At 70.2% G+C, this 16,917-nt stretch carries 11 protein-coding genes and 1 pseudogene; 8 read left to right on the top strand and 4 right to left on the bottom strand.

Annotation, left to right across the window (positions count from 1 at the left end; all coding sequences use genetic code 11):
* Positions 1–157: 157 nt before the first annotated feature.
* Both ACF088_RS33735 and ACF088_RS33730 read left to right on the top strand, forming a co-directional pair.
* Entirely contained in the window at positions 158–937 is a 780-nt protein-coding gene (locus ACF088_RS33735) for a DUF3800 domain-containing protein (protein WP_392379687.1), read from the top strand.
* 119 nt (positions 938–1,056) lie between these two features.
* Positions 1,057–3,339 carry a hypothetical protein gene (locus tag ACF088_RS33730; protein ID WP_392379686.1) on the top strand — a complete coding sequence of 761 codons (2,283 nt, stop codon included), beginning with the start codon at positions 1,057–1,059 and terminating at the stop codon, positions 3,337–3,339.
* A 496-nt stretch (positions 3,340–3,835) separates the two neighbouring features.
* Here ACF088_RS33730 and ACF088_RS33725 read toward each other — a convergent pair.
* Positions 3,836–4,627, bottom strand: a pseudogene (locus ACF088_RS33725) (DMT family transporter); the annotation flags it as partial.
* Between the two features lie 169 nt (positions 4,628–4,796).
* Between ACF088_RS33725 and ACF088_RS33720 the strand changes: the two are divergent.
* Together ACF088_RS33720 and ACF088_RS33715 are read left to right on the top strand one after the other, a co-directional pair.
* Positions 4,797–5,648 carry a LysR family transcriptional regulator gene (locus tag ACF088_RS33720; RefSeq protein ID WP_392379685.1) on the top strand — a complete coding sequence of 284 codons (852 nt, stop codon included), beginning with the start codon at positions 4,797–4,799 and terminating at the stop codon, positions 5,646–5,648.
* Positions 5,649–5,798: 150 nt separating this feature from the next.
* The gene (locus ACF088_RS33715) at positions 5,799–6,608 is read left to right on the top strand and encodes a (2Fe-2S)-binding protein (protein ID WP_392379684.1); all 810 of its coding nucleotides are present in this window, start codon (positions 5,799–5,801) and stop codon (positions 6,606–6,608) included.
* Here ACF088_RS33715 and ACF088_RS33710 read toward each other — a convergent pair.
* Positions 6,605–7,474 carry an SDR family oxidoreductase gene (locus tag ACF088_RS33710; RefSeq protein WP_392379683.1) on the bottom strand — a complete coding sequence of 290 codons (870 nt, stop codon included), beginning with the start codon at positions 7,472–7,474 and terminating at the stop codon, positions 6,605–6,607. The genes ACF088_RS33715 and ACF088_RS33710 overlap by 4 nt on opposite strands.
* Before the next feature lie 443 nt (positions 7,475–7,917).
* Between ACF088_RS33710 and ACF088_RS33705 the strand changes: the two genes are divergently transcribed.
* From ACF088_RS33705 to ACF088_RS33695, 3 genes are read left to right on the top strand one after another with little or no spacing between them, the layout of a single operon-like run.
* Positions 7,918–9,360, top strand: a complete 1,443-nt coding sequence (locus ACF088_RS33705; RefSeq protein ID WP_392379682.1) for a family 2B encapsulin nanocompartment shell protein — start codon at positions 7,918–7,920, stop codon at positions 9,358–9,360.
* Positions 9,361–9,378: 18 nt separating this feature from the next.
* Positions 9,379–10,437, top strand: coding sequence for a family 2 encapsulin nanocompartment cargo protein terpene cyclase (locus ACF088_RS33700; protein ID WP_392379681.1), 1,059 nt, complete (start codon positions 9,379–9,381; stop codon positions 10,435–10,437).
* A gap of 37 nt (positions 10,438–10,474) precedes the next feature.
* The gene (locus ACF088_RS33695; RefSeq protein WP_392379680.1) at positions 10,475–11,350 is read left to right on the top strand and encodes a geranyl diphosphate 2-C-methyltransferase; all 876 of its coding nucleotides are present in this window, start codon (positions 10,475–10,477) and stop codon (positions 11,348–11,350) included.
* A gap of 43 nt (positions 11,351–11,393) precedes the next feature.
* Here the strand turns inward: ACF088_RS33695 and ACF088_RS33690 are convergent, their stop codons facing one another.
* Both ACF088_RS33690 and ACF088_RS33685 read right to left on the bottom strand, forming a co-directional pair.
* On the bottom strand, positions 11,394–13,358 hold the full coding sequence (locus ACF088_RS33690) for an amino acid transporter (RefSeq protein WP_392379679.1): 1,965 nt from the start codon (positions 13,356–13,358) through the stop codon (positions 11,394–11,396).
* A gap of 158 nt (positions 13,359–13,516) precedes the next feature.
* Positions 13,517–14,293, bottom strand: coding sequence for a GNAT family N-acetyltransferase (locus ACF088_RS33685; RefSeq protein ID WP_392379678.1), 777 nt, complete (start codon positions 14,291–14,293; stop codon positions 13,517–13,519).
* Positions 14,294–14,720: 427 nt separating this feature from the next.
* Between ACF088_RS33685 and ACF088_RS33680 the strand changes: the two genes are divergently transcribed.
* Entirely contained in the window at positions 14,721–16,904 is a 2,184-nt protein-coding gene (locus ACF088_RS33680; RefSeq protein WP_392379677.1) for a SpoIIE family protein phosphatase, read from the top strand.
* The last annotated feature ends 13 nt before the right edge of the window (positions 16,905–16,917 follow it).

The raw sequence follows: 16,917 nt of genomic DNA, 5'->3' as shown, positions 1-16,917 counted from the left end.
CCGCCAAAGCCTGTCCCTCTAGGCATACTTGTCGCATCGGCGAGTCAAAGAGCTCTACTGTCAACGGTGCACGCAGTCGCTGGCGATGCACTGGTCCCGACGTTTCACCAGGGGCTCCTCTTCATCTAAGAGTCTCTGGCGCAACGGAGTTCCGCATATGACCCACGATGAACAATGCCTCGCGTCCCGCCCTGTCGGGATCGTCGCCCCACCCCACCAGGAGAACGCCTCTACCGGCTTACCCCCGCCGACCCGCGTGGCCTTGCCGGACAGCATCTACTTTCTGGATGATTCCGGAAACTCCGAAATTTCCTTGTTCGGATTTATTCGGGTCCCGTGGGTCGAAGGATGGCGGGAGGCTGACGCCGCGTGGGCCACCTTCATGGAAAGGCTGCAGGTCAGCCCGCATTTCAGCTACGCGCTCGGCTATCCGCTTCATGCCGTTGACCTGGTCGCCGGGCGGGGGCGGCTGCTACACCCGGAGGCCGGAACTGCTCCCACCGCGCTACAGAAGAGCGAGGCTGCGAGCATCGTGCTTCAGGGTCTGAAGGTGCTGACCCAGGTGCCCAAGCTCGCCGTCGGGTCTGTTTACCGTCGCGGGGCGACCCGCGAGGACTTGTACGCGGACCTGGTGGAGACCGTCAATAACCGGCATGCGGAAGCAGGCAGTTCGTGCCAGTTCATCGTGGACGGAAACGGCACGGAGCGGGCGCTGCGGGCCGCTCATCGTCGGCTGCCCACCGACCGACGACATGTTCTCGGGGATCCCCTGCTCGTCCCGGCCGGCCGGATCCCGCTGCTGCAGGCGGCCGATTTCGTTGCGCACGCTGCCTACCAGTCCCTGGTCCGGCATCCCCGTCGGGCCTTCATGTGGGACTGGTACCCACGCCTCTTTCCCGAGGCCGGTGCGCTGACGAATCTCGGGCGGCTGCACTGAAATGATCCGGGCCCCTGCGGTGAAGCCGGGGCCCGGGTCGGACCTGGTGCTCCGGGAATCCGGGCCAGGACCGCAAGCCAATTCTTCCACACAATCCACAGCTCATTCCCGGAGGATGCATGTCCAGTTCCGCTTCCCAGTCCGTGATGCTCGACTGGAAAGGCGAGAAGGTCGCGGTCTCCAGTGTTGAACGCGCCCTGCCCTCAGAACCCGATGACTCTGCCCGAGCCAGGGTCGTCACCGCCGGCGTCGCCAACCCTCTCGCCTCGCTGCCCGTCGGCGCCTTGCAGGCCATGGCGCGGGCGTTGACCAGCCCCGAAGGCGTAGCGGTCATGCTGCAGCCCACCGCGCAGGAGCCTGCCGGCCTCTTGCTGGAGGAGAATGTCGAAGGCGCCACTCTCCGGACGTTCAACACCCGTGTCTGGCTCAGCGAACTGCTGCCCGGCATCCAACCCCGCACGGGGATGGAGGTGATGGACATCCCCGACCCGCAGGTGGTGGGCACCACCGAAGGCGGCGAGCCGTGTGCCGTGGTGCGCTACCGGTACGAAGACCTCCAGCATCTGAAGGATCACGTCCGGCAGACCGTACACAGCACCCTGGCTCTCAACAGCTACGCAGTCTCCGTCCTGGGCCGGAAGGTGACCCGCCCTCTGATCACACACCCGGTGGAGTTCACCTTCGAGGACGGCACGGAGTCCTTCCACGCCCTTGTCGTGCGGGACGGCATCACACGCTTGGCCAGCGCTTGGAGCGTGCTCGCCGGTCCGGACGCCGAGGCCGAGGACGCCGCCGATCTCATGGTGGAGTCGCTTTTCGGGAAGGCTTCGGGCGCTCCCACTGCAGACGGCCGGCCACTCGTCGAGCGGCTGGCGACGACTCGTGAGAACTGGCGGAGGACCCTCGCCGACGAGTTCCACGGCGCCATGGCCGGGGCGGAGCCGGACGACCGCGGAGTCCACATCGCGCAGACCTATGTGGTCCCCGCCCAGGTAGCAGTCGGTGCCGAGGGACACCCGGGCCACCTGCTGGCACCCGAAGACGTCTTCGACGACGCCATGCGCTCGATCCTGGCCAGCGTGCACGTCGAGTTCAAGGCGTGGGACTCCGCAGCCCAGAACGTGGAGGTGGCCACCCGTGCCCTCAAGCGCATCATCCAGCTCGGTGACGTGCCGGTGGCCAAGGAGAGCCTCCAGGTCATCTACGGCTTGGCCGTGGGCCGGACCGTACCGGAGGATCTGCCCCGGGAGTACGGCGACGACCGCCTCCCGGGCACTGCCCTGTGGCGCGGCATCCAGCTGGTCCATGCCCTGACCCGGCCTGAGCTGTACGAGGGGCTCAAGGAGCAGGCCAAGACCATCAAGGGCGGCTCGCGGATGGGCGCCAAAGGCTTCGCCGAGCTCCTGGGCCCGATCATCGATCTGCCGTGGCGCAGCGCCAAGAAGGCCGTTTCCAAGCAGGCCCGCAACGCATGGAGCAACGGCGGTGTGCTCACCCGCGAGGTGCTCAGGGAGTGGGAGCCGGTTTTCACCGACGACTTCACCAGCCTGGTGGAACCCGCCTTGGCGGGCGACGCCGGTGCCCGCTGCACGCTGGCCGTGGCCGGCGGCATCGCGCTGATCGCCGACAAACTCCTCACCCGGAACGTCGGCTCGTCCCTGATGGCGCCCAAGGAGAAGGGCGGCGTACCCTTCCGGTCCGATGTCCACCTGGTCATCGAGGATCTCTCGGCCCAGGACAATGAGCTGGGCCTGTGGACCCTGGCCCTGACCGCCAACCGGTTCCGGGCCGGCGCGCTGCCGGAGAACATGCAGTCCGTACGGCAGTTCGTCCGCCGGAACCGGAAGGACGGCGAAGGCCCGGCCTATGTGCACCTCAAGGTGGACTTGGAACAGCCGGACAAGGTTGCCCGGGACGAGAACGGCGTCCCCGTGCCGTTGTGTGAATGGGACGTGGTGTGGGCCGCCGACCAGGAGCGGGCCCGCGTGGCCTATGCGGAGCACGTGGCCCGCCAGTCGCCCGCCCCCGCCCCGGCTGCCACGGAGGACTTGGCGTGCGAGGTGGACGGGGAGTCCCCGGACGACGAGAGCACCTTGCCCGTACCGAAGCCGTGGGGACCCTCTTCCAGCGACCCCGGCGACGGTGCCCCGGGCGGCCGGCGGGCCGCCGAGTACCGGCGCACCCTGCGCGGCAGCCTGTCGAGTGCCAGGGTCGCCCTGGATGGTTTGACGGAGATTGATGGCACGGCCGGTAGCTGGCCACCAGTCGTCGAGCTCACCGAGTTCGGTGACCTGCGTCAGTCGTTGCTTGAGCTACAGACCGACCTGGAGAATCTACGGCGCAACGTCCACGGGGAGGCTGCCACCGCTGACGTGGACGCAGAGGACGACGACGAGAGCTGACGGGGACGGTGCGTCCGTTCAGGACAACGGCCGGTGGATGAACAGGCCCAGGTCGCTGACCTGGGCCTCAACTATCGGGCGGGTGACGGGAACCGAATCCGCCCTCCGAACCGGGCAAGCTCCGCTCCTGCCGGGCAGCGGACTGCGATCCGCAGCTCTGCCCTGCGCAGGTGCGTGGCCGTGTGGCCGTGTGGCGGCAATGACTGTGTGGCGGTAGTGGCTATGTGGCGGTAGTGGCACGGGGCTGTGTAGAGGGAGGGAGGCGTGGAGGGGGTACGGGTAGCGCCGCTCAGCAGGCTTCGCGGCACGGGACCGGTTCGGTCCGGCGGCCGGGCGCCGCGGCGGCGGGGGTCTCCGCGGTGAAGGCACCCGCCGGGCTGGGGGCAGCCGCCACCCCGGCGGGTGCAACCGCCCCGGCCGGGAGCACCGCGCCGCGGTCGGCAGACGGGACCGTGGTGCGGTCGGCAGACGGGACCACGGTGCGGGAGCCGGCGGACAGGATGCTGAGGGTGTTGGCCGTGACGATGGCCGCGATGGCCAGCCAGTCGATCCCTTGCAGGGTCTGGTCCAGGACGACGAGGCCGACCAGTGCCGCAAGGACGGGGTTGACACTCATGAAGACCCCGAAGAAGCGGGCGGGGACCCGGCGCAGCGCGAGCAGGTCGGCGAGGAACGGGACGGCCGAGGAGAGGAGGCCCGCGGCGGCCGCGTACCCCACGGCGCTCGCGCTCGGATGGTGGTGGGCGAGCACGGTGATTCCGACGGGTAGGTACAGCAGGGCGGAGACGCCGGCGGCCGCGGCCGAGCCTTCGACACCCGGCAGCCGGGCACCGACGAGCCGGTTGAGCAGGATGTAGGACGCCCAGCACACGGCGGCGAGCAGGCCCAGCGCGATGCCCGCGTAGTCGGTGGCCGGCTGCGGGCGGGTCAGCAGGACGACCGCGCCCCCGGCGACGAGGGCGCACAGCAGGTCCGCCAGGCGGCGGGAGGCCGCCAGTGCCACGGCCAGCGGCCCGAGGAACTCCAGGGTCACCGCGAGGCCCAGACCGATGCGGTCGATCGCCGTGTAGAGGGACAGGTTCATCGTGGCGAACACCGCCGCCAGGCACAGCACCGGCCACCACTGCCGCCAGGTGAACGCGCGCAGCCGCGGCCGCCCCACCGCCAGCAGGACGAGTCCGGCCACCCACTGCCGTACGGCCACCACGCCCGCCGGCCCGATCACCGGAAACGCCAGCGCTCCGGTCGCGGCACCGATCTGGTTGGACAGCCCGCTGCCGAACATCATCGCCACCCCCGCCGCCCGGCCCGGGTGCGCCGCCGGTCCCCCACGAGCGGCCTCGGGGTGCCACCGGCCTTCAGTGCTCTTTCCCATGCACCGAGCATCCGGCCGGACACATCCATACGTAAAATGCATGCACGTACTCATCGATGCGCCATGGTTATGGATCTGGACAATGGAACTGCGACATCTGCGCTGTTTGGTGGCGATCGTCGACGCCGGTGGTTTCACCGATGCCGCCATCGATCTCGGCATCTCCCAGGCGGCGGTGTCCCGCACGCTCAGTTCGCTCGAAGACGCCCTGGGGGTACGGCTGTTGCACCGCACCAGCAGGAACGTCATCCCCACCACCGCCGGCGTCCAGGTGCTGGCGCGCGCCCGGAAGGTACTCGCCGAGGCCGACAACCTCATCCGTGAAGCCACCACCGGCCACACCCGGCTGCGCATCGGCCATGCCTGGTCGGCCATGGGCCGGCACACCGCCGAGTACCAGCGTCGTTGGGCCGCCCGCTACCCCGACGTCGAGCTGCATCTGATCCGCACCAACTCCCCCACCGGCGGCCTGGCGGAGGGCCTGTGCGACCTGGCCGTGGTGCGTACCGCCTTCGATGACGTGCGCTTCGCCAGTGCCGTCGTCGGCCGGGAACGCCGCTACTGCGCCATGGCCGACGACGACCCCTGGGTCAGCCGCCGCTCCATCGCCCTGGCCGACATCCGCGAACGCACCCTCCTCATCGACCGGCGCACCGGCACCACCACGGCCGATCTGTGGCCCGCATCGGCGCGTCCCGTCGTGGAATACACCCAGGACATCGACGACTGGCTCGCGCTGATCGCCGCCGGCCGCAGCGTGGGCATCACCCCCGAGAGCACCGTCAACCAGTACCGGCGCGACGGGATCGTCTTCCGGCGGCTGCGCGACGCCACCCCCGTCGCGGTCCACCTCATCTGGCGACGCCAAGACCCGCATCCGGCGACCCACGCTGCCGTCGCCCTGCTGACCGACCTCTACCAACGGGGGAAGTGAAGGGCTGTGCGCTGTCCCGGCAGCGCCACGTGCTGCGCAACCGGCTCCTCCTCCTCTCCTACCGGCCCTTCCTCCCCGCCCTTCCTCCCCTCCCTGCCTCCCCGCCTCCCCTCCCTGCTCTCCCGCCTCCTCGAAACCGGACAGGTAGCCATGACGGAACCCACTGCCGCGTGGCAGGAACAGATCGCGGCCCTCGGGCCTTTCTTCGCCTTCGAGACGCACCCCGCGGCATCGGAACTCACGTCCCCCTGGCGCACGTTGAGCGAGGTGGCACAGGAGGAGAGCGGCGTCCTGCGGGAGCGCGTCACCGCGGTGCGTGCCTCGCTTGCCGCCCGCAGCGGCAGACCGGCCGAGGCCGTCGAACTGCGCGTGGCCGCGTCCGTGGCGCATCTGGGTCTGGTGGCGCGGGTCATCTCGCCGGTGCTCGGCCTGGCCGCTCTGCACGGCCTGTCGTCACGACCGCCCACCCTGGACGATCTGCGGTGGCACTCCGGCCTCGGCGGCGCGTTCGCACTGTCGCTGCCAGGGGAGACAGTGGCCTCAGTCGCCACGGATCACTCCGACTCGGGCGCCCTTCCCCGTGTCCGCGCCGACGCCGACGCCGAGACCAATGCCGATGCCGATGCCGATGCCGATGCCGTAGAGACCATGCTCGACGGACCGATCCGCGAACTGGCCCACGCCACAGCATCCTTCTCGGTCTCCCCGCGCATTCTGTGGGGCAATGTGGCATCGGCCGTGAACGGCGCGGCCGCGGGCATGGCGTCCGCGGCACCGGCCCTGGCGCGCCCCGCACGCACAGCGGCGCTGCTGTTCCTGAGCCGGCCGCAGCTCCAGGACGCCCACACCCTGGACGCACACAACGGGCGCTTCCGGCGGCGGAGTTGCTGTTTGATCTACCGGGCCGCTCCGGGTGCCTCGGGAGCCCTCTGCGGTGACTGCGTCCTTGCGCGACCTTAAGGGCTGTCCCGCCCATCGGCCGGCGGCACCCGACTCTCGTGCGACCGGGCCTGGAGGAACTCCCGGACCCCACGCAGCCGTGTGGGGACGCACCTCTGTGTGGCACTGCTGTCGAGGCGGACGTCGAGCGCCCCGGGCACAAGACTGTCGGCTCGACGCCCGGCAGGCAGCCGGGTTGCGTCGAGTCCGTCGCGTTGAGCGATGAGAACGCCGAGTTCGTAACGGCTGAGGGCGTCCGCTCCGGCGAGGTGGAACATCCCGGCCTGGTCGGACAAGGCGAGTTGCCGCAGAGCGGAGGCCAGATCTTCGACATGCACCGGACAGCGGATGTCGTCGGTGAACAGGACACCGTCGTGTGCATCGGCAGCCAGGGCATGGACCATGCGCTCGTGCACGGATGTGCCGTGCCCGATGATCAATGAAGTGCGGGCGACCGCGGCGGCCGGCGCCAGGAGCCGCACGGCTGTCTCGGCGGCGGCCTTTGCCGCGCCGTACGGGGTGATCGGGTCGGGCAGGCAGGTCTCGTCATAGTGAATCCGGGAACCGGAGAACACGGCGTCGCTGGAGACGTGGACCAGGCGGCAACCGCGTTTCGTCGCGGCCATCGCCAGGCGGATCGAGCCCTCGGCGGTGACCGCCCAGTCGCTGTTTCCGCTGGTTGCGTTGATGACGGCACTGGGGGCAACCGCGGCCAGCACCTCGTCGACGTGCCCGGTGGCACGGAGGTCGAGCCGGTGCCACGAGGCTCCGGGGATGGTTCCGGGGCGGGAGCAGTACGTTGCGGCCGTCTCCCAGCCCGCAGCCGTGGCCTGGCGCACAAGTTCCGTCCCCAGGAACCCGCTGCCGCCGATGATCAATACCTTCATGGCCCCCTACGGTAGGGCAGCCCAACTCCACTCGGGCACCGGTTGTCCGGGCGCAGCACCGCACAGTCAGGTCCCCGAAGCCCCTCCCCATTGGCTTGCCCGACGCCATCTCGCAGGCATCTTCCTCCAGCCCATCAGCGACCCGAACGCAACCGCCCAGGTGCGCCGTTCGGCTCGGATCGCCACACGAAAACCCTGCGGACGAGCGATGCGGGTAACGGTCCCGGCGACCGCATTCCTGGATCATGCAGTGGCCGGAGGGCGTGCGGAGGCACGGCCGGGCGCTGTTCGCTTCGTTCCGGGGTTTGCGCCTCCTGAGTGCGAGGCCGCCCCCTTTCACGCTGTACCGAGATGATCTCCGGTCTGTTTGGCTTGGTGACGCACGGCCACTTTGTTCACCACCGGCCGCTTTGCTCACTTCTGTTCACGTCCCGGGAGGGAATGTGTCCGTACCGGACAGCGTCACCGGTTCCGCTGCCGAAGAGCCCGCTCTCGAACCACCCGCAGACAGCGCGCTCACCAGCCTCAGTACCCGGGCCGCGCGCCAACTGGCGACCACCACCAAGTCCGAGCCCCAGATGCAGGCCATCACCTCGCGATGGCTCCTGAAGATGCTGCCGTGGGTGGACGTCAAGGGCGGCACCTACCGGGTCAACCGGCGTCTGCAGCTCCGTGTCGGCCGGGGCCGTGTCCAGTTCGAGCAGAACGGCGCGGACGACATCAAGGTGATCCCCCGGACGCTCACGGAGCTGCCCGCCCTGCGCGGTTATGACGATGTCGAAGTGCTCAACGAGCTCGCCGGCCGCTTCCGCGTCCGTGAAGTCCGGGCCGGCCAGGTCCTCTTCGAGGCAGGGCAGCCCGCCACCGAGGCGTATCTCGTCGTCCACGGCCGGTTCGCCCGCTACACGGCCGGCAAGTACGGCGAGGAGGAGGTCATCGGCGTCGTCACGGACGGCGACCAGCTGGGGGACGAGGCGATCGGCCGGCCCGACCCGCTGTGGCTGAGCTCGGTGCGGGCCGAAACAGCCGGCGTGCTGATGGTGCTGCCCTGGGACGTGATCCGGGAGCTGACCGACCGGGTGCCGTCGCTGGCCGCACACCTGACGGCGTACGCGGAGCGGCAGCAGCGTCCCGCGAACCGCAGGGGTGAGGCGGAGGTGCCGGTAGCGGCGGGGCACGTCGGTGAGCCCACGCTGTCCGGCGGCTTCGTCGACTACGACCTCGCCCCGCGCGAACACGAACTCTCCCTGACCCAGACCGTGCTCCGGGTGCACAGCCGGGTCGCCGATCTCTACAACGAGCCCATGGACCAGACACAGCAGCAACTCCGGCTCACCGTAGAGGAGATCCGCGAGCGCCAGGAATGGGAGATGGTCAACAACCGGGAGTTCGGACTGCTGCACAACGCCGACTACGGCCAGCGCATCAGCACCTACACCGGCCCGCCCACCCCCGACGACATGGACGAGCTGCTGTCCATGCGCCGCAAGACGCGACTGTTCCTGGCCCACCCGAAGGCGATTGCCGCCTTCTTCCGGCAGTGCAACAAACGCGGTCTGGTGCCGGGCACGGCGAACGTCGACGGGCACGAGGTCCCCGCCTGGCGCGGCGTTCCGATTTTCCCGTGCGGCAAGATCCCGATCAGCGACGCACACACCAGCAGCATCATTGCGCTGCGTACCGGCGAGGCGGACCAGGGGGTCGTCGGCCTGCACCAGACCGGCATCCCCGAGGAGTTCCAGCCCGGTCTGAACGTCCGCTTCATGGGCGTCGACGACGCCGCCATCATCAAATACCTGGTCACCGCCTACTACTCGATGGCCATCCTCGTGCCCGACGCAGCCGGCGTCCTGGAGAACGTCCAGATCGGCCGGAGCACCGACTGACCAGGTGGAGTACGCACCATGAGCACGCCCCCCGACACCGCCGCCGGGTTTTCGCTGCCCGGCCCGCCGAACCTCGCCCGCACCGTGCGGGCCCGACGCGGCGGGGCCGTACCCGGGCTGAGGTACCGGCCCGCCGCCCCCGCCGACCCGGACAAGGCCAAGGAGATCGACCGCAGGCTGGAGGCCTGGGCCCGCCGGCTGGATCTCTTCCCCGCGCAGTGGACCGGGGACTTCGCACAGTTCCAGGTCGGCCGGGCCGTCGTCCTGCAGCATCCCGGCGCGGCCGATCTCGACCGTCTCACCGTCGCGGGTGAGCTGCTGCTGGCGGAGAACATCGTCGACAGCTGCTACTGCGAGGAGGATGAAGGCCGCGGAGCCGCGCGCCGCGGTCTGGGCGGCCGGCTGATCGTCGCCCAGTCGGCCCTCGACCCCTTCCACGGCACCCCCGGACTGGAGGAGGAGTGGCGCCGCGGCGTGCAGGCGGACGGGCCCCTGCGCTCGTACCACTGGGCCCTGAAGGACTACTCGGCGCTCGCCACTCCCAGCCAGACGGACCGGTTCGTCCATGACATCGCCCGGCTGCACCTCGGCTATCTGGCCGAGGCCTCCTGGGCGGAGACACGGCACGTACCGCAGGTCTGGGAGTACCTGGTCATGCGGCAGTTCAACAACTTCCGCCCCTGCCTGTCCATCGTCGACGCCGTGGACGGCTACGAACTGCCCGAAGCCCTCTATGCCCGCCCCGAGGTCCAGCGGGTCACGGCTCTGGCCTGCAACGCCACGACCATCGTCAACGACCTGTACTCCTTCACCAAGGAACTGGCGAGTGACCCGACGCACCTGAACCTGCCACAGGTGGTGGCCGCCAACGACAAACGCGGTCTGAAGGCCGCCTACCTGAAGAGCGTCGAGATCCACAACCAGATCATGGAGGCGTTCGAGACGGAGTCGGCCCCGCTGGCCGCTCTCTCGCCCCTCCTCGACAAGTACGTCCGGGGCCTGGCCGCCTGGGTCTCCGGCAACCACGAGTGGCACGCCACCAACACCGACCGCTATCAGCTGCCCCACTACTGGTAGACCGACCGATCCCGCGCATCCTCGCAAGGAGTCACCGTTGACCATCGCTCATGCCGACACCGCCCGTACACCGGTGCCGACCCAGTCCACGTACCAGTCCCGCGTCGCGGACTACTGGAACGCCGAGGAGAACCCGGTCAACCTCGAACTCGGTAAGATCGACGACCTGTACCACCACCACTACGGCATCGGGGACGCCGACTGGTCGGTACTGGACGAGCAGGACCCGGACTGCCGCCGCGAGCGGGTCACCGGCGAACTGCACCGGCTGGAACACGCCCAGGCCGAACTCCTCGCCTCCCACCTCGGCGATCTCTCCCCCACCGACCGTGTCTTCGACGCCGGGTGCGGGCGCGGCGGCGGCAGCGTGGTGGCGCATCTGCGCTACGGCTGCCACGCCGACGGGGCCACGATCTCCGCCAAACAGGCCGACTTCGCCAATGCACAGGCCCGCAAGCGGGGCGTCGACGACAAGGTGCGGTACCACCACCGCAACATGCTCGACACCGGCTTCACCGGCGGCGCATACGCGGCGTCCTGGAACAACGAGTCGACCATGTACGTCGAGCTGGACCTGCTGTTCGCGGAGCACGCACGGCTGCTGCGGCGCGGGGGACGGTATGTCACGATCACCGGCTGCTACAACGACGCCTATGGGCGCGCCTCCCGCGAGGTGTCCCTCATCAACGCCCACTACATCTGTGACATCCACCCCCGGTCGGCGTACTTCCGCGCCATGGCCCGCAACAGGCTCGTCCCCGTGCACGTCCAGGACCTGACGCAGGCCGCGCTTCCGTACTGGGAACTGCGCCGAAAGGCCGACCACTTGGTCACGGGCATCGAGGAGACCTTCCTCAACGCCTACCGCAACGGCAGCTTCCAGTACCTGCTGATCGCCGCCGACCGGGTGTGAGATTGCGGGGCCGTGCCCCTGCGTACGCTGCGGCCGGACTCGTTCAGCCGACGTGGACGCGGGGGCGCCGGTCGCGGTCGGGTTCGGCCTCGCGCAGGACTTCACGGGTGACGGGGGCTACTTCGCCCTGACCGAAGAGGAAGAAGCGAAGGAACTGGGCGAAGGGGTTGCCCTCGGTCCACTCGAAGTAGATGTGCGGCCGCGCTCCGGTGGCGTCGCGTACGTGCAGCAGCAGCGCGGCCAGCGCGTTGGAGATGGTGGAGCTGTCGAGGGCGAGCACCCGGAAGCGGCCGTGCATGACCTCGCCGCGTACCCGTAGTTCGCTCTCGAACTCGGACGGGTCGCCGACGGTGACCTCGACGAAGATGAAGTCGTCGTCGACCGGCAGGTCGTTGTCGGTGCGGATCTGCTGGAGCTTGTCGCGGTACTCGGACAGATCGCGCGCGTCGGGCTCGTTGGCGATGAAGCGGATCTTGCGGTGGGCGGCGTCACGGACGAACCGTTCGGCCTTCTCGTCGAGCACGACGCTGGTCACCCGCAGCTCGAAGGCGCGGGCGAGGCGGGAGAGGAACGACAGCAGGATGATCCCGGCGATGAAGCAGGCACCGATCTTCACCCCGTCGGGGCGCTCGACGACATTCGCCACGGTGGTGTACAGGAACACCACGGAGATCACGGCGAAGCCGATCGTCCAGCCCCGCTCGCGGGCGCGCCGTGCGGTGATGGTCACCGCGATCGCGGCGGAGCTGATCAGGACCAGGACGCCGGTGGCATAGGCGCCGCCCTGGGCGTCCACATCGGCGTCGAAGAGCCAGGTCACCAGGAAGGCGACCAGGGTGAAGACCAGCACCATCGGGCGGACCGCCCGCGCCCAGTGGGGCGCCATGCCGTAGCGCGGCAGGTACTGCGGCATGAGGTTCAACAGGCCGGCCATCGCCGAGGCACCGGCGAACCAGAGGATGGCGATGGTGGAGATGTCGTAGACCGTGCCGAAGACGGAGCCCAGATATTCGTGGGCCAGATAGGCCAGGGCGCGTCCGTTGGCCGGCCCGCCGGGCCGGAATGCGTCCGCGGGGATGAGCAGGGTCGTGATGAAGCTGGTGATGATGAGGAAGACGCTCATGATCACGGCGGCGGTGGTGAGCAGCTTCTTCGCGCCCCGGATGCGCCCCGTGGGGCGCTCCTCGGTGTCGTCGGGGTCGCCCTCGATATGAGGCATGACGGCCACGCCGGTCTCGAACCCGGACAGGCCCAGCGCCAGCTTCGGGAAGACCAGCAGGGCCACGCCGACCATCGCCAGGACGCTGCCGTGCTCGGTGGTCAGTGCATGGGACCAGTCGGTGACGACATGCGCCGCGGTGGCCACATGCCACACTCCGGCGACGACCACGACCACGTTGAGCCCCAGGTAGAGGCCCACGAGGACGATCGCCACCCCGATGGCCTCCAGAAAGCCCTTGAGGAACACCGCGCCCAGCAGCGCGACCAGGATCAGCGTGATGACCAGCCGGCCGTTCTGCAGGGCGCTGGTGAGGTGCGGGTTCTCCACCAGATGGGTGGCGGCGTCGGCCGCCGACAGGGTGATGGTGATCAGGAAGTCGGTGGCGGCGAAACCCAGCAGGGTCAGCACGAACAGCTTGCCCTGCCAGAAGGACAGCAGCCGCTCCAGCATCGCGATCGAGCCCTGGCCGTGCGGGCTCTCCCTGGCCACCCGCCGGTACACCGGCAGCGCGCCGGCCAGCGTCACCAGGACGAGGACGAGGGTGGCGACCGGGGACAGCACGCCCGCGGCCAGGGCGGCGATGCCCGGCTGATAGCCGAGTGTCGAGAAGTAGTCCACTCCCGTCAGGCACATCACCCGCCACCAGCGCTGCCCGCGATGGGCGCTCTGGGGGCCCGCGTGCGGCCCGGGGTGGTGCTTGGCCATGTCGGCCAGGCCCTCCAGCATCCATGCGCGCAGGCGGTGCCGTGCTGCGGCCCGGGGAGGAGAACCGGCGGAGGCGGCCATCGTGTGCTCCTGTCGTACCGCGAAGGGGGCCGGCCATCGACGGGGCGGCCACGTCAGCGTACGTAGAGGGGACGTCGTCGCCGTGGTGTTCAGCGGTGTGGCGCGTTCGTGTTGTGGCGCGTGCGTGTCCCCGGGGCCCGGGGACGGCAGCCGGCCGTTCAGGCGGGAAGCCCGGCTCCTCGGTGCGCCGGTTTTCCGGTGAGGTGATGCAGATATTCACGCGCCAGGCGGAATCCCGCGGTCCAGGCGAGGAGCCGGCTGGGACGGTGGTCGCGGGAGCAGGTCCAGCTCGGGATGTGGCCGCGGGCGGCGACGTCCCGGCACAGGGCGGTCACACAGGCCAGGGCCAGGCGCTGACGGCGGTGTCCGGGAACGGTGAAACAGGCGAGGTCCTCGTACCGGGTGCCGTGGAAGTACGTACAGGCAACGGCGAGGATGTCCTCCTTCCGGAAGGCGGCCCAGCCGAGCCCGGCGGCGGCGAGCGGGGCCGGGCCACCCCAGCCGGCGTGGAGCCACGCCGCGTCCGGGGTGAGGGCGGCCAGCGCCGGGGCATCCTCGGGGGCCAGCCGACGCACCGTCACCCCGTCCGGGATGCGCGGCACGGGTACGGGCACCTGGTGCAGATACAGCATCCGCTCCCACGGCACGACCAGGTCGAAGGCGTTGCCCAGAGCGGGCAGGAAGCGTGCGGGGGCCTGCACATAGTGCGCGCCGAAGACGGCGAGGGCATCGGGGGCCAGGGCGCCCGGGTCGCCACGGAGCAGGACGTGGCCCGCGCAGGCCACGGCCAGGGCGCGCGGAGCGGTGGCCCGGTCGGCCCACCAGCGGCCGGTTCCGAAGGCCCGTACGTGTTCGGGCAACGCGGCCGCCCCGGGGGCGCCGGCCGGGAACCAGTCGGTGAGCGGGGGAAGTTGGTCCGGGGCGAGTTCGATCACTGGGTACCTCGGGGGCCTCGGGGGGGGCTCGGGGGCGCGGCCGGCGGCGTTGCGCCGGGGCGGCCGGCGGCGGCCGGTGGCGGGGTGGTGGCGCCGGCGTACGAGGGCGCCGGGCTCGGCGAGCGGCCGGGCGCTCCGATGGCCTCGGCGGAGGCGGGACCGGCCACCAGGACCATAGGAGAGGAGGGGGCGAAGAGGGCGCAGCCTCTCTCGGGAAGGGCGCCGGGTACGCCGAACGGCCCCGTCGGGATCCCGAGGCGTACGGCAACGGCAGGAAGGACGACAGGAAGAAAGCGGAGTGCAGCGTGTCGCCGGGAGGATCCGCTCGGTGACCCTTCCGGCTGCGGCCTGGATTCCTCGCAGTGGTGTGCCAGAGTGGAGGTGGACGGGCGCCGCGGTCGATGCGTGCGAGAGAGGGCGGCCTGTCATGTCCCTACAGCCGGATCGCCTCGGCGCGGTCACCACTCATTCCAGGTCCCCGTCCCGGCGGACCGAGGAGTATGAGGACCTGTTCGATCAGGCTCCGGTGATCTTCGTTGCGCTGGGCGGCCCCTCCCATCTGCTGGAGGCGGCGAATCCGGCGTTCTTCGAGGCTTTCGGCGGCGACCGTACGCATACCGGCGCGCCGCTCGGCGAGCTGATTCCGGAGCTGGCGCCGCAGGGCGTGCTCGACCGGCTCGATGCGGTGTACCGCACCGGCACCGCGTTCCGGGCCCGCGGCGCGCGGCTGGTGCTCGGTGCGCCGGGGAAGGAGCGGGAGGGGTTCTTCGACTTCACCTACGAGCCCCGCCGGGACGCGGTGGGCGAGATCGACGGGGTGATCGTGATCGCGGTGGAGACCACCGTCTACCACCACGCCCAGCTCCTCGCGGCCGAACAGCACATCCTGCTGGAGCAGATCGCACGCGACGCCCCGCTCGGCAGCATTCTGACCGGCATGGCCCGGGCGATCGAGGAGCTGTCGCCGGAATTGATCGTCTCGGTGCTGCTGGCCGATCCCGACGCCCGGCATCTGCGGCACGGCACCGGCCCCAGCCTGCCCGCCTTCTACAACGAGGCGATCGACGGGATCGCCATCGGTCCGAACGTGGGCTCGTGCGGCACGGCCGCGTATCTGCGGGTGCCGGTGACCGTCACCGATATCACCACCGATCACCGGTGGGAGGGCTATCAGGAGGTGGCGGCGCGGGCCGGGGTCGCGGCGTGCTGGTCCACCCCGATCCTGGGGACGGACGACCGGCTGCTGGGCACCTTTGCGATGTACCACCGGGCTCCCAAGGCCCCCGAGGAGAAGGACGTGTCCCTCAGCGCCGCGTTCGCTCGTATCGCCGCGCTGGCCATCGAACGCCACCAGGCCAAGGAAGCAAGCCGCGCCGCCCAGGAGCGGGAGAAAGAGGCCCGCGAGGACCTTGCCTTCGTCCTGGACGCCAGCACAGCCATCACCCGCGAGCCGCACTACGCGGACTGCCTGCAGTGCTTGGCACGGCTGACCGTACCGACCCTGGCCCCGCTGTGCAGCGTCCACGTGCTGGAGGACGGCCGGACCCGGCGGATCGCCGTGGCCGCCGCCACCCGGGCCGACGAAGACCTCCTCGCCTCCCCGGCGCTCGGCGAGCAGGTCGACCGGGCGGTGGCCCGTGTCCTGGCCTCCGGCGCCACGGAGGCACACCACCCGGCGGCCTCGCCCGGCGACCGCCCCGTGCTGCCCGGCGTCACCGGTTACGTCAGCGTCCCGCTGGCCACCCTCGGCCGCACCTTCGGCGTACTGACCCTCCTGGCCACCGGACGGCCCCTGGACGGCCACGCCATCGCCCTTGCCGAGGAGCTGGCCCGCCGGGCCGCTTCCAGTGCCGACAACGCCCACCAGTTCAGCGACCGCGTCCAGCTCGCCCGCGATCTGCAGGCCGGGTTGTTGCCTCCCCAACTGCCCGCGATTCCCGGCGCCGATCTGGCGGCGTACTACCACCCCGCCGGCGAAGGACTGGAGGTCGGTGGTGACTTCTACGACGTCTTTCCGCTCCCCGACGACCGCTGGGCGTTCATGATCGGCGATGTCTGCGGGCGCGGCGCGTCGGCCGCCACCACCACCGGCATGGTCCGTCACACCGCACGCGCCGCAGCGCGTCTGCTGCACGATCCGGCGGACGTGGTCGCCGCCATCAACGACGCACTGACCGGGAACGCGCTCGACGAGGACCACTTCGTCTCCCTCGTCTACGGCGAACTGCGGCACCCCCCGTCCCACCTCGCACTGGAGCTGATCCGGGCCGGTCATGTGCCGCCGCTCGTGCGCCGCACCGACGGCACGGTGGAGCACCTCGTCCAGTCGGGCCTGCTCCTGGGGATCAGCCCGGAATTCGACGGTGCCTCCTGCCGGCTCGACCTCTCGCCGGGCGACAGCCTGGTGCTGGTCACCGACGGCATCACCGAGGCCCGCTCCGCCACCGGCGAGTTCTTCGACGAACACCGGCTGGCCGATGCCCTTCGCGCCCTCCCCGCCGCGACATCCGGCGCCGCCGGTCTCATCGAGGCCGTCCATGCCGCGGTGACCGCCTTCGCGGGTCAGTCCACCCCCGATGACCAGGCCGCTCTGGTGCTCACCGCCACCTGACGCGCGGCGCGGA

The sequence above is a fragment of the Streptomyces sp. NPDC015125 genome (assembly GCF_043080045.1).
Lineage (GTDB): Bacteria > Actinomycetota > Actinomycetes > Streptomycetales > Streptomycetaceae > Streptomyces.
The sequence above is the reverse complement of the archived record's forward strand: the minus strand, read 5'-3'. Positions and strand labels throughout refer to the sequence as shown.